13 protein-coding genes are annotated in these 15,084 nt (G+C 43.9%); 10 read left to right on the forward strand and 3 right to left on the reverse strand.

Annotated features, from left to right (window positions below; genetic code table 11):
- Nucleotides 1-2 precede the first annotated feature (2 nt).
- The 7 genes from rsmB to gmhB all read left to right on the forward strand — a co-directional run bounded on the left by rsmB (nt 3) and on the right by gmhB (nt 8,524).
- Nucleotides 3-1,349: a 16S rRNA (cytosine(967)-C(5))-methyltransferase RsmB gene (rsmB, locus tag A3774_RS13505; protein ID WP_067868586.1), complete on the forward strand. Its 1,347-nt coding sequence runs from the start codon at nt 3-5 to the stop codon at nt 1,347-1,349.
- A 2-nt stretch (nt 1,350-1,351) separates the two neighbouring features.
- Nucleotides 1,352-2,728 carry a Trk system potassium transporter TrkA gene (gene trkA / locus A3774_RS13510; protein WP_067868589.1) on the forward strand — a complete coding sequence of 459 codons (1,377 nt, stop codon included), beginning with the start codon at nt 1,352-1,354 and terminating at the stop codon, nt 2,726-2,728.
- Between the two features lie 15 nt (nt 2,729-2,743).
- Nucleotides 2,744-4,192 (forward strand): TrkH family potassium uptake protein, encoded by a 1,449-nt coding sequence (locus tag A3774_RS13515; RefSeq protein ID WP_067868590.1) that lies wholly within the window; start codon nt 2,744-2,746, stop codon nt 4,190-4,192.
- A 49-nt stretch (nt 4,193-4,241) separates the two neighbouring features.
- Nucleotides 4,242-4,688: a YtoQ family protein gene (locus A3774_RS13520; RefSeq protein WP_067868591.1), complete on the forward strand. Its 447-nt coding sequence runs from the start codon at nt 4,242-4,244 to the stop codon at nt 4,686-4,688.
- Between the two features lie 146 nt (nt 4,689-4,834).
- On the forward strand, nt 4,835-5,806 hold the full coding sequence (glyQ, locus tag A3774_RS13525; RefSeq protein WP_067868593.1) for a glycine--tRNA ligase subunit alpha: 972 nt from the start codon (nt 4,835-4,837) through the stop codon (nt 5,804-5,806).
- A complete protein-coding gene (gene glyS / locus A3774_RS13530) occupies nt 5,806-7,854 on the forward strand; it encodes a glycine--tRNA ligase subunit beta (RefSeq protein ID WP_067868594.1) in 2,049 nt (682 codons plus the stop codon). Before glyQ ends, glyS begins: the two co-directional genes overlap by 1 nt.
- A gap of 97 nt (nt 7,855-7,951) precedes the next feature.
- Nucleotides 7,952-8,524, forward strand: a complete 573-nt coding sequence (gene gmhB / locus A3774_RS13535; protein ID WP_067868595.1) for a D-glycero-beta-D-manno-heptose 1,7-bisphosphate 7-phosphatase — start codon at nt 7,952-7,954, stop codon at nt 8,522-8,524.
- A 128-nt stretch (nt 8,525-8,652) separates the two neighbouring features.
- Here gmhB and A3774_RS13540 read toward each other — a convergent pair whose 3' ends face one another.
- On the reverse strand, nt 8,653-9,321 hold the full coding sequence (locus A3774_RS13540) for an outer membrane protein (RefSeq protein ID WP_067868596.1): 669 nt from the start codon (nt 9,319-9,321) through the stop codon (nt 8,653-8,655).
- 264 nt (nt 9,322-9,585) lie between these two features.
- Between A3774_RS13540 and A3774_RS13545 the strand changes: the two genes are divergently transcribed.
- The 3 genes from A3774_RS13545 (at nt 9,586) to A3774_RS13555 (ending at nt 12,269) form a co-directional block, all read left to right on the forward strand.
- A complete protein-coding gene (locus tag A3774_RS13545) occupies nt 9,586-10,317 on the forward strand; it encodes a response regulator transcription factor (RefSeq protein WP_067868598.1) in 732 nt (243 codons plus the stop codon).
- Entirely contained in the window at nt 10,296-11,837 is a 1,542-nt protein-coding gene (locus A3774_RS13550; protein ID WP_067868602.1) for a sensor histidine kinase, read from the forward strand. The genes A3774_RS13545 and A3774_RS13550 overlap by 22 nt, the downstream gene beginning before the upstream one ends.
- 165 nt (nt 11,838-12,002) lie before the next feature.
- Nucleotides 12,003-12,269, forward strand: coding sequence for a hypothetical protein (locus A3774_RS13555; RefSeq protein ID WP_067868604.1), 267 nt, complete (start codon nt 12,003-12,005; stop codon nt 12,267-12,269).
- A 360-nt stretch (nt 12,270-12,629) separates the two neighbouring features.
- Here the strand turns inward: A3774_RS13555 and A3774_RS13560 are convergent, their stop codons facing one another.
- Nucleotides 12,630-13,625 (reverse strand): cytochrome-c peroxidase, encoded by a 996-nt coding sequence (locus A3774_RS13560; protein ID WP_082792445.1) that lies wholly within the window; start codon nt 13,623-13,625, stop codon nt 12,630-12,632.
- A gap of 424 nt (nt 13,626-14,049) precedes the next feature.
- Entirely contained in the window at nt 14,050-14,442 is a 393-nt protein-coding gene (locus A3774_RS13565; RefSeq protein ID WP_156473718.1) for a hypothetical protein, read from the reverse strand.
- Nucleotides 14,443-15,084 lie beyond the last annotated feature (642 nt).

Raw genomic sequence — 15,084 nt, forward strand, 5'->3', positions numbered from 1 at the left:
TAATGACATCCAATGTCCGTGCCTTAGCCGCTCAAGTGTTGACTCCTTTATTGCAGAACAAAGGTTCGCTCAACACCCAGCTCCCCGCTATTGAGCGACGCTGCCCAGAGAAAGATCGCGCCTTACTTCGCGAACTCTGCTATGGCACTATGCGTCACCACCCACAGTTAAATTGCATAATAAAACTGCTTCAAAATCGCGCTTTCAAATTTCGCGATATAGACATTAAAGCGATTGTGCTTCTAGGTTTATACCAACTTCAACATACACGCATTCCCGCCCATGCAGCCATCAGTGAAAGTGTTGAAGCTTGTAGGGATTTAGATAAGGAGTGGGCGGGTAAGGTTGTGAACGCCATTTTACGCCGCTTCCAACGGGAACAAGAGGAGTTGATCGACTCATTATCAGACAACGAATCTTACCAATTTAACCACCCCGAGTGGATGATCGCTAAATTAAAAAACAACTGGCCGGATCATTGGCAACAGATCCTAAAAGCCAACAATGAACAAGCCCCTCTAACGTTAAGAATCAACGCACTCAAAACAGATAGAGAACGCTATTTAACTCAGCTTGAACCCATCGTTGATGCAGAGAAAACCGAATTTAGTCCCACAGGAATTCGCCTATCCACCTCATTAAATATTGAATCACTGCCCGGTTATGAGGAAGGCGCCTTTAGTGTGCAAGATGAGGCGGCCCAACTATCGGCCCAACTACTAGATTTGCAGGCAGGTCAAACCGTTCTCGATGCTTGCGCGGCCCCAGGTGGAAAACTATGCCACCTATTGGAAAGCGAACCCGCTCTAGCCTCCGTTGATGCCGTTGAACTAGAAGAGAGAAGAGCAGGGCGAATCGAGGAAAACCTAGAGCGCTTAGATTTAGATGCCAATGTAATTATTGCTGACGCTTCACATCAAGAGTGGTGGGACGGAACACTCTACGATCGAATTCTATTAGATGCACCCTGTTCAGCCACCGGCGTTATTAGACGCAATCCAGATATTAAATATTTACGCCAAGGTGAAGATATTCATGAAACATCTAAACTACAATTATCTATCTTAGAAAACTGCTGGTCGATGCTCAAACCCGGCGGAAAATTACTCTATGCAACTTGCTCCATTTTCCCGCAAGAGAATGAGCGACAGATAAAGCGCTTTATTGCACAAACAGACAATGTAACAGAGATAAAAATTGATGCACCTTGGGGAATTGCCCGCGAGCATGGACGTCAATTATTTCCACAAATCAATCGCCATGATGGTTTCTATTATGCACTGCTGGAAAAACAGAGTAAGCTCACTAAAACGGCGACTCTACCGCCTCTAGCAGCAGTAAAAGGCTGATAATGAAGATTATTATTCTAGGTGCCGGGCAAGTTGGTGGCACACTGGCTGAGAATTTAGCCCGAGAAGATAACGACATCACTGTCGTCGACACTGATACGAATCGACTGCGAGAGCTTCAAGACAGACTCGATATTCGTACCATCGAAGGCAAAGCCTCATATCCAACGGTACTAGAACAAGCCGGTGCGGTAGATGCTGATATGTTGATTGCAGTTACCAATTCTGACGAAGTTAATATGCTCGCCTGTCAGATTGCACAAACACTGTTCAACACACCAACAAAAATCGCCCGTGTTCGCGAGCATGACTATCTCAATAAAAACCAGAAAATTTTTGGTGAAACAGGCATTCCAATTGATGTGCGAATCAGCCCTGAATTTTTAGTTACCAAACATATCAAACGCCTTATTCAAAACCCAGGCGCCTTACAGGTTCTCGATTTTGCCGATGGAAAAGCACAACTTGTAGCAGTAAAAGCCTATTATGGCGGCCCACTGGTAGGACGCGAAATATCTTATCTACGTGCACATATGCCCGCCGTTGATACCCGCGTTGCAGCTATTTTCCGTAGTGGCAGCCCCATTATCCCCAAAGGGGATACAGTGATTGAAGCAGACGATGAAGTCTTCTTTATCGCTGCACGGAAAGATATTTTGGCAGTAATGAGCGAGCTACGCCGCCTCGACAATCCCTACAAACGAATCATCATCGCCGGTGGCGGTAATATAGGTGCCCGCTTAGCGGAATCTATAGAAGATCGCTACCAAGTAAAGATTATTGAACGGAACCTCGAACGCTGTAACAAACTGGCCCGCACCTTAGATAAAACCATTGTACTTCAAGGAAGCGCCTCCGATAGAGAGCTTCTAATCGAAGAGAATATCGAAGATACCGATGTATTTTGCGCTCTGACTAACGATGATGAGGCCAACATCATGGCCTCAATGCTCGCAAAGCGCCAAGGTGTTCGCACAGTAATGACCCTTATCAATAACCCCGCTTATGTAGATCTAGTACAAGGCGGCGCCATAGATATTGCCATATCCCCCCAACAAACAACTATTGGCGCACTGCTAACCCATGTGCGACGAGGTGATGTTGTTGCAGTACATGCTTTACGACGAGGCGCAGCAGAAGCCTTAGAGGCGGTTGCCCATGGGGACAGCTCATCCTCAAAGGTAGTAGGTAAAGCTATCGAAGAGATCAAGCTACCTGAAGGCACAACCATTGGAGCCATTGTTCGTAACGATCAAGTACTAATCGCTCACGATGATGTTGTCGTGGAAAGTGGCGACCATGTGATCTTATTCCTTGTAGACAAACGACGAATTAAAGAGGTTGAGCGACTTTTCCAAGTTGGCTTAACTTTCTTCTAAGCGGTAATTGATCAAATGCATTACAAAGTAATTCTGCGCATTCTTGGTATTTTGCTGATGATATTCAGCTTTTCCATGTTGCCGCCTTTAGCTATCTCATATATTTACGCGGACGGCGCTGAATTCGCATTTATCGCTGGTTTTTTTATCACACTAATAACCGGGTTTATTATCTGGATTCCGGTTTACCGTGTTAGACAAGATCTTCGCACGCGAGATGGTTTTTTAATCACAGTATTATTCTGGGCAGTGTTAGGTTTTTTTGGGGCTTTCCCCTTTATGATCACGGAGGATCCCCACCTCTCTTTCGTCGATGCTGTGTTTGAATCTATGTCTGGTTTAACCACCACCGGAGCAACCGTTATAACCGGTATTGATTATCTCCCTAAATCGATTCTTTTCTATCGTCAACAACTCCAATGGTTAGGCGGTATGGGTATCATCGTATTAGCTGTGGCGATTCTGCCAATGCTGGGTATCGGGGGCATGCAGCTATACAGGGCAGAGATACCTGGGCCGGTAAAAGATTCTAAACTTACGCCGCGTATTACTGAAACTGCCAAAGCCCTTTGGTATATCTATCTATCCCTAACAATCGTTTGTGGTGTAGGTTATTGGCTAGCAGGCATGGACGTATTTGACGCGGTGAGTCATAGCTTCTCCACCGTCGCGATTGGTGGATTTTCAACCCACGATGCCAGTATTGGTCACTTCAATTCAGTCACTATAGAGCTGATTTGCGTGTTCTTTATGATTGTCTCGACCGCTAACTTCGGTTTACACTTCTTTGCTTGGCGCCAACGCTCTATCAGCCATTATTTTAAAGACCCCGAATTTAAATTTTACCTTTCAACATTGGTCGGCATCACAATAATTGCCCTTATAGCCTTAATCGTCACTAATACTTATGAGCCTGCAGAGTCTCTTCGTAAAGCTCTCTTCATGGTAGTCTCTATCGCCACAACAACCGGATTCGCCACCGCTGATTTTGCCCACTGGCCAGTCATGCTGCCATTTCTTCTCTTCGTCGCCACCTTTGCCGGCGGCTGTGCAGGCTCAACCGGCGGCGGTATGAAAGTGATACGTGTTTTACTTATACTCAAACAGGGTTATCGTGAGATTCAACGTCTCGTTCACCCTAACGCGATTATTCCCGTTAAACTGGGTAAAAAGCCCGTATCCGATCGCGTATTAGAAGCGGTCTGGGGATTTTTCTCGGTTTATATGATCGTATTCGTTGTCATGCTACTTGCATTACTCGCTACCGGTTTAGATCAAGTAACAGCTTGGTCAGCCGTAGGTGCAACCTTGAACAATTTAGGTCCGGGCCTTGGTGGGGTTTCAACCCATTACGGTGACTTAAATCAGCCAGCAAAATGGGTGCTTTGTTTTGCAATGCTGCTAGGACGATTAGAAGTATTTACACTGCTTGTATTATTTACACCTATATTCTGGAAACGATAAATAACCTGTAAAATAGATTTTAAGTTATTAAAAAGTTGAGACCTAAACCATGCGTTATACCGTATACCTTTCTGGCGAAATTCATTCCGACTGGCGCGACCAGATCAAAAAAGCTATTAATCAAAACGGCCTACCGATCGACGTCTTAACACCAAATACAGACCATGAATCAAGTGATGGCTGCGCTACCGAAATTTTAGGCCCAGAAGAGTCCAATTTCTGGACCGATCACAAATCAGCAAAAATGAATACTATGCGCCACATGACCGCTATCAAACGCGCAGATATAGTGATTGTTCGTTTTGGCAATAAATACCGCCAATGGAATGCAGCTTTTGATGCGGGCTTTGCTATTGCTAATGGAAAATCGCTTATTGTGGAACACGCACCAGAACTAACCCATCCACTCAAAGAGATCGATGCCTGTGCTCATGCCGTTGCAGAAAACACCGAACAGGTTATTGAGACCCTTAAATACCTCTGTTTAGATTACTAATTTTCCACCTTGAGATTGGGCAGACTATAGTTCTGCTCAATCTTTTCACTAAAAAACCCTTTTTATACCATCTTCTCTGCATTCCTAAGACCGATTGATCATTTTTTGTTGTATAATTGCCGGCTAATTTTTCGGCCAATTTTACAATGGTGAACTCTGTGACTGATAAGGCAACCCCAGACGTAAGCACATTTCAGGGGCTGATCCTTGCTCTCCAGGAATACTGGGCAGAGCAGGGTTGTGTGATCGTACAACCGCTTGATATGGAGGTTGGTGCTGGCACCTTCCATCCATCTACTTTTCTTCGTGCCATCGGACCAGAAACATGGCGCGCGGCTTATGTTCAGCCAAGCCGCCGACCAACCGATGGCCGTTATGGCGAAAACCCTAACCGTCTTCAGCATTACTACCAATTCCAAGTTGTACTGAAACCATCCCCAGATAACATTCAGGAGCTTTACCTTGGCTCTCTCCGACACATGGGTGTAGATCTAGGTATCCATGATGTTCGTTTCGTAGAGGACAACTGGGAATCACCAACTCTGGGCGCTTGGGGCCTTGGCTGGGAAGTATGGCTTAACGGCATGGAAGTGACTCAGTTCACCTACTTCCAACAAGCCGGTGGGCTTGAATGCTACCCTGTTACTGGTGAGATCACCTACGGTTTAGAACGTATTGCTATGTATCTACAAAATGTTGATAGCGTATACGATCTTATTTGGGCTAAAAACTCAGATGGCACAGTCGTTACTTATGGCGATGTATTCCACCAAAACGAAGTTGAGCAATCTACTTACAACTTCGAACATGCCGATGTACCTAAACTATTTGAACTGTTCGATCATTGCGAAGCTGAATGTAACAAGTTACTTCACCTTGAAAAGCCGTTACCTCTGCCCGCTTACGAGCAGGTTCTAAAGGCATCTCATACCTTCAATTTATTAGATGCTCGCCATGCGATCTCAGTAACTGAACGCCAACGTTTTATTCTACGTGTACGTACTTTGGCACGTGAAGTTGCAAACGCATATTTCAATACGCGTAAAGAACTTGGATTCCCGCTAGCACCTGAAGCAATTCGTCAGGAAGTACTGGCTAACTGCGAGGAGAGCAAATAATGTCACATCAGGATTTTCTCGTAGAACTAGGTACCGAAGAGCTACCACCTAAAGCACTTAAAACGCTGTCTAACGCGTTTACCCAAGGCATTACCTCGGGTCTAAAAGAAGCGGGTGTAGGTTTTGGCGACGTTAAAAGCTACGCTTCACCACGCAGACTTGCTGTACTGATTAGCGCACTCGATGAGAAACAGGCCGACCGAGATATTGAGCGTCGCGGCCCATCAGTGAAAGCACCAGAAAAGGCTGTCGAAGGCTTTGCCCGTTCTTGCGGTGTTAGCGCCGATCAGTTAGAAACCATCTCAACGGATAAAGGTGATTACTTCAACTTCCGCAATACAGAAGAGGGGAAAGCAACAGCACTTCTTCTTCCAACCTTAGTTGAAAACTCACTAAACAAACTACCTATCCCTAAACGTATGCGTTGGGGTTCTTCACGGGTTGAGTTTGTCCGTCCGGTTCACTGGCTAGTGATGCTATTAGGCGATGACGTTATTGATTGTGAAATTCTAGGGCTTAAATCAGGGCGCAAAACCCGTGGTCACCGATTCCATTACAACAACGATATTGAGTTAATCACACCATCTGAATATGCGGCAACGCTAAAAACACCCGGCATGGTCATTGCGGATTACGAAGAACGTCTTGAACTAATTCGCCAGCAAGTCATTGCTGAGGGTGAAAAAATCAGCGCCACTGCTCAAATAGATGAGGATCTACTGGATGAAGTAACCGCACTGAATGAGTGGCCCGTTGCTCTAACCGGTCGTTTTGAAGAGCGCTTTTTAGATGTACCTGCGGAAGCACTGATCTCTTCAATGAAAGAGCATCAGAAATATTTCCATCATTTAGACAGCGAAGGCAAGTTGCTGCCGAACTTCACAACCATCTGCAATATCGTTTCAAACGATCCGCAGCAGGTTATAGAAGGGAATGAAAAAGTTATTCGCCCACGTCTATCCGACGCGGCATTCTTTTTTGAGACCGACAAGAAGAACACACTTGAGTCCCGCGTTGAAAAATTAAAAAGCATTGTCTTCCAGAAAGACCTCGGCACTCTGCATGATAAAGCGTCACGTATCAGCACCCTTGCTGGTAAAGTGGCTTCCGTACTCGGTGAAGATCAAGCCAAAGCAGAACGGGCAGGGCTTTTAGCAAAAACCGATCTAATGACAGATATGGTTTATGAGTTCACCGACCTGCAAGGCCTAATGGGTTACCACTACGCGCTAAACGATGGCGAAGATAAAGAGGTGGCGCTTGCCCAAAACGAACAATACATGCCACGTTTTTCTGGTGATGAACTACCAGAAACAGCACCTGGTATCGCTGTAGCCATTGCGGATCGCTTGGACACTCTAACAGGGCTTTTCGGTATCAATCAGCCACCGACAGGGTCTAAAGATCCTTTTGCTTTACGTCGTGCGGCTTTAGGTGTTCTACGTATTATTGTGGATCGCAACCTTGATTTAGATCTTCGCGAACTATTAACTATCGCTGCCAACAACCACACAAGCTTACCGGCTCGTGATGGCTTGGAAGATAAAGTTCTCGACTTTATGCTTGAGCGATTCCGCGCATGGTATGAAGATGTAAACATCAATGCCGAAGTGTTCTTGGCTGTACTGGCAATCAAACCTACTCGTCCGTTAGATTTTGATCGTCGCGTCAAAGCCGTGAATCATTTCCGCAGTCTAACAGAAGCCAACGCATTGGCAGCAGCGAATAAGCGTGTATCCAACATCCTTTCCAAACAGGGTGTAACAGGCATATCTGATGTTAATCCAGCTCTTCTATCTGAAGCAGCAGAGAAGTCGTTAGCAAGCGCAATTGATGCACAGAAAGCAGTTCTAGCGCCACTATTTGCCGAAGGTAAATATCAAGAAGCCCTAGAATCACTAGCAGGACTTCGCGCTCCTGTTGATGCATTCTTCGAAGACGTAATGGTTATGGCTGATGACGAGGCGGTTAAAAATAATCGTCTAGCGCTGCTTAGTCAGCTTCGCGCTCTATTCTTGGGTGTAGCAGACATCTCCGTTCTCGGATAAGACTCCGCACTCAGTTATAATAAAAGCCGGCCATTACGCCGGCTTTTTTATTGACGTTTCACGTGAAACACAGATCAACTTAACAATGGCAAAAACTATGGCACTTATCGATCCAAACAAACTTATTATTCTTGACCGTGATGGTGTCATCAACGAAGACTCAGACCAGTATGTAAAATCACTAGAGGAATGGATTCCAATCAAAGGAAGTATCGAAGCGATCGCTGACCTATCAAAAGCCGGTTACACCCTTTGCGTGGTAACCAACCAATCAGGACTAGCCAGAAATTATTTTGATGAAAGCACGCTACATGCAATGCATAAGAAGCTAACGAATCTAGTCAGTGAAAAGGGCGGAATCATACACACAATAGAATACTGCCCTCACGGCCCTGACGATAATTGCGAATGCCGAAAACCACTTCCCGGCATGTTTAAAAAAATTGCAGAGACCTTTGAGCTTTCAGATCTGTCAGGCTCATACACCATTGGTGACAGTGCCCGCGATCTTGTCGCAGGATGCGAACTTAATAGCCAGCCGGTTTTGGTAAAAACAGGTAAAGGGCTGAAAACACTCTCGGCAACAAACCATCCAGAAAACACATTAATCTTTGATGATCTTAACGCCTTCGCAAAGCATTTACTCTCCAGTCACTCACTCAAAAACTAAGACAAAGAATGCCGAGATAATTTTCCTGCTAGTCGGTCTTATAAAAAACTCAGTATTTCACGTGAAACACTGAGTAAAAAACCGCAAAGCAAGGAAGGCGGCTTACACGGAATTATTGTTAGCAAAGCTTAAAAAGCGTAGCTCACTGACAACTTAAGACTGTCAAAATCAACTTCGTTAGGATTCAATTTACCCGGCACAGCAACCTCAGGTAGAGGATCGAAACTTAGATCATTGATCTGAATATATTCACCCTTAACTGACCACTGCTTATCCACTTGATACTCAAAGCCCGCCCCCAAAGACAGGCCAACTTCTGACGTATCACCACTTCGCATAGGCGGGGTAAATGGATAACTATTGTGGATATCAAAATCTAAGACTGTCGCGCCCGCAATTCCGTAAACAGAAAACTTACTTGTTACATCAACCCCAGCTTTAAAGTTAATACCATAAGAGCTATTAAGCTCTAACTGAGTTTGCAGCATATTATTAATGTTAGTTGTCTCAGCATTTTCATCATTATAAAACGCTTCCGCCACAACGAATGCATCATCCGTTAAATGCAATTTATAACCAAGATGTACACCAACAGCCACATCCGTTTCTTCTGCAAAACTGGTAATACTTGGGCTAGTAGCGCTACCCGTATTACGTTCGATGCTGTGACCAAACGTAGAGCTCAGCAACTGACCACCCACGTAAAAACCATCAGCAGCCATAGCGCCCGCACTCATCACCGACGACAAAACAACAGCAGAAACAACCGCACTTAATTTAGCTTTAGAACTGTTCATTAAATCTCTCCGTCTAAACGACCAAACAGAGGCCGCCATATAATTTCAGATCGGAACTAGTTTAAAAAAGAGGACGGGAGAAGGTATCAAGGGCACTTAACAATTAGATGTTAATTCTATCCAGAGTTATCACAGAAAAACCAAATAACCCATATTTCGTGATACTCCTGTGAGAACTGATCGATAGAATTAAATCACCAATTAGCTGTCATACCAACTAAGCACAACAAGAAAAAATAGATTCTCACCTACGAGCTGATACCAATGGAAAACAAAAAAATACTAATTGTAGAGGACCAAAAAGATATAGCCGACTTGTTGAATCTTCATCTCGGTGATTTAGGCGCGATGGTGACACTTTCTAGCGAAGGTAATGATGGGCTACAAAAAGCACTAACCGAAAGCTGGGATTTAATCATTCTCGACATACAACTTCCTGGACCTTCAGGGTTAGAAATTTGCCGCCGCGTTAGGCGAGAGCAAATCTATATACCTGTGTTATTACTCACATCAAGATCAAGCGAATTGGATAGGGTGCTTGGCCTAGATCTAGGTGCCGATGATTACATCACAAAACCCTTCAGTGTAATGGATCTTATCGCCCGTGTCCGAGCAGTATTTCGCCGTGAAGCAGCCATGCATAAAACAACCAACAGCAACAAGCGAATAATAAAAGCAGGAGAGCTAACAATAAATGAAGATCAGCGCAGTGTATTTTTAGGCAAGGAAGAGATCGATCTAACGGCACGCGAGTTCGATCTACTCAAACATTTCGCCTCACACTCAGGGCGAGTTTTTAGGCGTTCAGAACTCTTAGATCAAGTTTGGGGCTATGGTCATGACGGCTACGAACATACCGTCAATTCTCATATAAATCGACTTAGAGCGAAAATAGAGCAGGACGCGAACAATCCAAAACAGATCGTCACCATTTGGGGTGTAGGTTATAAATTGGAAACCTTAGGCACTAACCTATGCTTATCCGATCCCCTTTAAGTGCAGGCATAACTCGCACACTCAGCAGCAAGCTATCCATTGCACTCATACTCATTCTCATATCATCCAGTGTCGCTATGTTCTTTGCTGGCCAATTTTGGATGAAACGCTACAACGAAGAGATAACCCAAAAGATAAATGCCAGTATCGTAATGTACATTACAGACGCCTACAAACTGATCGACAAAGATGACGAAAAGCCTAATCTCGATGTGATAAAAAAGCTTTCTAGCCAAGCGATGATTATCACCCCCATAGCCGAAGTTTATCTACTAGACAGCACTGGCAGAATCATCGGCCACGCATTACCGGAAACAAGCATCCAGCAAAGAACAATTCCTTTAGGGCCAATTAAAACCTTTATTAATGGCGATGCAGAATTCCCACTCCATGGCATTGACCCTCGCGACCCCACACAGACTAAAATATTTTCCGCCGCCCAAGTGCTTAACAATGGAACGCCTCAGGGCTACCTGTACGTAGTATTAGGCAGCAAGATACACCAAGAAATGAGTAAAGATATAAAGTCCAGCCACAGCCGCTCTATGGCGGTTATGACCCTTTCTATGATCAGCCTAGCTGCCGTCACAGCAGGTCTCTTAATCTTTAGCTTACTAATAAACCCCCTCAGCAAGCTAAGCAAAAAGATAGGTCAATTTTCCGAACAGCAGCTAGGGAAGACACTAGAGATTAAACACGAATCTCTAAGCAAACCCTCAAAGCCGCAACCTGCTAAAGATGAGATCGACCAGCTACAGCAAGCCTTTACTCAGATGGCAGCACAGATTGAGCAGCAGTTTGATCAACTAAAGGACGCTGACAATTCACGCCGTGAACTGATTGCCAATGTATCCCATGACCTAAGAACCCCATTAGCATCGACCCAAGGCTATTTAGAAACATTACTCATCAAAGACAAACAGCTTACCCAAAAGGAGCGCTTACACTATCTAAAAACAGCGATCAGCAGCACAGGTCGTTTAGGCCTGTTAATCGGGGATCTATTTGAACTGTCAAAACTAGAGGCATTTAACGTAGCTCCAAAATTTGAAACCTTCTCCTTAGCAGAGCTCGTTTACGACACCTTACAAGAGCTGGAGCTGGAGCTAAAAGAGAAGGGCATCCACTATCAAGTCACCACCCCCAATCATAACCTTAATGTGCATGCGGATATCAGCCTTATCCAGCGGGTCTTTGAAAACCTAATTCGTAATGCTATCGCTTACACCCCCCAAGACGGGAATATTGTTTTTCAACTAGAACCCCAAACAACATTCACAACAAAGGCAATTAAAATCAGCATTAGCGATAATGGCGCAGGCATAAGTCAGGATGATCTACCCCATATATTCGAACGCTTTTACACCAACCCAGATAAAAGCAGAGAAGCGCATAATTCAACAGGGCTAGGTTTAGCTATAGTTAAACGGATTTTAGAACTCCATGACAGCCCCATCAAAGTACGCAGCACCCTCAATCAGGGCACCTGTTTTGAGTTCTCATTACCATTCGCAACCTGAAATTATTACAAAAAACAGGTCGATACAGGGGCCCATAAACAATCCAAACATGACCTAAAAAGGCTGTCGCTCACTTACAAAGCTAATGGTATATCAGTCACCTTTGTAATAAGGCTAAAAATCCAATACCGCAAGTTTGGTAAATTAAGGACAGAGGAGGGAGCTATGAAACCTGATACCACAGAAGCCATGCAAACACTCATCAAACAGATCAGAGAGACAACTCCATTCGACATGCCCGTTGCATTAATGTGTAACGGCCCTTGTACCGGCTGTGCTAAAAAGCTCTTAGATTATTTAGATATGGAACTGCTCGATAAAGAGAAAAATTTAAAGGAGGGCGAAATACCCAACCTTGGGGATATAGACAAACTGGACAAAACAGCCAAGAAAATCTATCGATCACTGCAAAAGAACGGACTTGTGGATTAACTAAAGGGAAGGCAAAAACAACAATTCGCAGGAAGTAACAACAAGGTTTCACGTGAAACACATAAAGTATTTTACTGATGCTGACTAATGAGCGTGCCTTAAATCTCCGGCCGTTATAAACAGAACCACAGATGAAAAACCTATTTCCGTTTAAACACCTCAGTAAAAACCGACCGCCCTAACCCAGCACTAATCCCTTTTCATCTGACTAATTTCAACGCTTAAAACCTAGGCTGCCCGCTGTTGATCCAAAGCATTTCAGGTGCTCATAATCTCATTTATTCAAACTTAAGATATATGCTCTAAACCCGAGAATATGCTTCGAGTTTAGAGCTCAACTAAATAACTCAGGAAAGGTATTTAATCAAAGGGCTGAGGCTTAGGAGTTGTCTCTGTAGATGGTGGCAAGATCGGCAACTGAAAAGTAGGCTGATCGCCTGTTAGTGTTCTTAAAAAAGCGACAATCTGCGCATTTTCGTCATCACTAAACTTTCGCCCTAACTGTAGCCGACCCATAATATCTACCGCCTCAGTCATTGTTTCCGCTTCGCCATCATGGAAGTAGGGGTAGGTCATTTCCACATTGCGTAATGTGGGCACCTTGAACTTAAAACGATCCGCATCCTTTCCTGTAACAGCCGCTAACCCTTCAGCAGCACTCGTTGCCTCATAGGGCTCAACCAACCCCATTTTCTGAAAGGAGTTACCACCAACAGCCTCGCCATTATGACAAGCGATACAACCGCTGCTTTTAAATAGGTTATAACCCGCTAATTCATTATCGGTGATCGCATCCTTATCTCCCAACAACCACTGGTCGAATCGAGAATTAGGTGTAACTAGTGTTTTTTCAAATTCGGCAATAGCTTGAGTCACCTGATCAATATCAATTTTGTCTTTACCAAAGACCTCTTTAAACTCATTAACGTAAGCAGGGATTGACTCCAAAACATCAATTGCTAAGGTGTGGGTCGATGCCATTTCACCAGGATTAGCGATAGGACCACTCGCCTGAGCTTTTAGATCTTTAGCACGGCCATCCCAAAATTGCGCAATATTTAAGCTGGAATTTAATACAGTCGGTGAGTTAATTGGACCTTGCTGCCAATTATGCCCAATAGAAGTCTTTAGGTTATCTGTACCTCCCATACTCAGGTTGTGGCACGAGTTACAAGAAATGAAGCCTGATTTTGACAACCGAGGATCAAAATAGAGTTTTTTCCCAAGTTCAACTTCAGCTAAGTTAATCTCCTTAACTGTAGAAATAGGCTGAATAGGCTCCTGTGCCTGTGCAATATTTCCGCTCACTAAAAATCCTAGCGAGGCAGCTAAAATAGAGAGAGTTTGAATATTCATAGGTTTACTCTTATTGGAATTTACAGCAAAAATAAAAGCGTTGCTGCTTCGCCTAATACTGACTAAACGGACCCAGCCATCCCGCGTCCATTTCCTCTACCCATTAACTAACAACCACAAACAGCTAGTTCATTAGAACAAGTAGCACACAGATTTTGAGTCAACATTTGACTTGAAAAAAGGATTTCTCAAGGAGCAAACAACACCATTACCAAGCCAACATATCAGCAATATACATCACGCTAATTCCTCTTCTATTGACGCCCGACAACTAAATCGTGTCTATTAATTAACTGATACGTTTCACGTGAAACAAGCGTTATTCGAAAGAGAGAAGGGCAGATACAAGGCGGTATGGGAACAACTTTACAAGGACAGAAAGATTAGAAAACGAAGAGTTAATTCTTTAAAAAGTAAGCTTAGTTTAAGCCCGCCGGATAGCTTTATAGACTAACGGCACAACAACTAACGAACTCAACACCAGCAAGGCACAAGATTGAAAATAGATATAACGATAGGGGTGAGACCAACCACCACTAAACTGATTTCCCATAAACAATGTGTTTAACAATAGAAACACAAGAAAACTTAAGCTTAATGCAACAACACAGGAAGAGGTCCACTTACGTAAAAGCAGCATATATATAAGCGCAGACGGCAACATAAAAAATGAGGCTACGAACACAGCAATGCCCCAGCCAACACCCCCTCGTTGAGGGTAGCCAAGATCTGATGCGATCCCACTGCCTAACCAATATAAAAGATATAAGGCAACGGTAGCGAGCAGACTGATTCCTATAGCTAAGATTATTCTCATAATAGCGTTAGCACTTTTACCAAGCCCCACAAATTTAGCCGATTGAATTTATTAAAAGCAGATACTGTGTTTTGCGTAAAACAATCATAAAGTAAAAATTCCATTTCCACTTCCTACACAGGCTTTCTGCAAGCAGGCATAGATATACAATCTTATCGCTGAAGGATTCTATACCCACTCATAAAATACTTATCCATTTAGTTTATTCACTTTTTGTAAACCGGTAGCCAAAGACGAGTAGGGCAATGCCGCTATGTTTTTTAATTGCCGCGAGTGCAACAGTACAACGACAGCACTACAGCAACACGACAGCAACAGTACAACTTACCACAAAGCGTTTACCTCCTAAGTTAACACCACAGATAATACCCTGACCTTGTTGCGCCTAATCGACGTTATTGTAAAAAATAGTGGAAATTTCGGCTTTATATAATCACTTCTGAGGGGTTTTAAAGAAGGCCTTGACGGATTGCATAACCCAGGAAAGGAGGGCAGCAGAGGGCCCTATAGCGCCTGTAATGAGCTAACTATTACGCCTACAATGAAAAAACAGCCCGAAGGCCACTGCTGTCCCATAGTTTTGGATGGTAAATGAAAAAGCCTGAGATCCACTGGTAAACTGTTGTTACCACACACCAGTTA

It is taken from the genome of Neptuniibacter marinus (assembly GCF_001597725.1).
In the GTDB taxonomy this organism is placed as follows: Bacteria; Pseudomonadota; Gammaproteobacteria; order Pseudomonadales; family Balneatricaceae; genus Neptuniibacter; species Neptuniibacter marinus.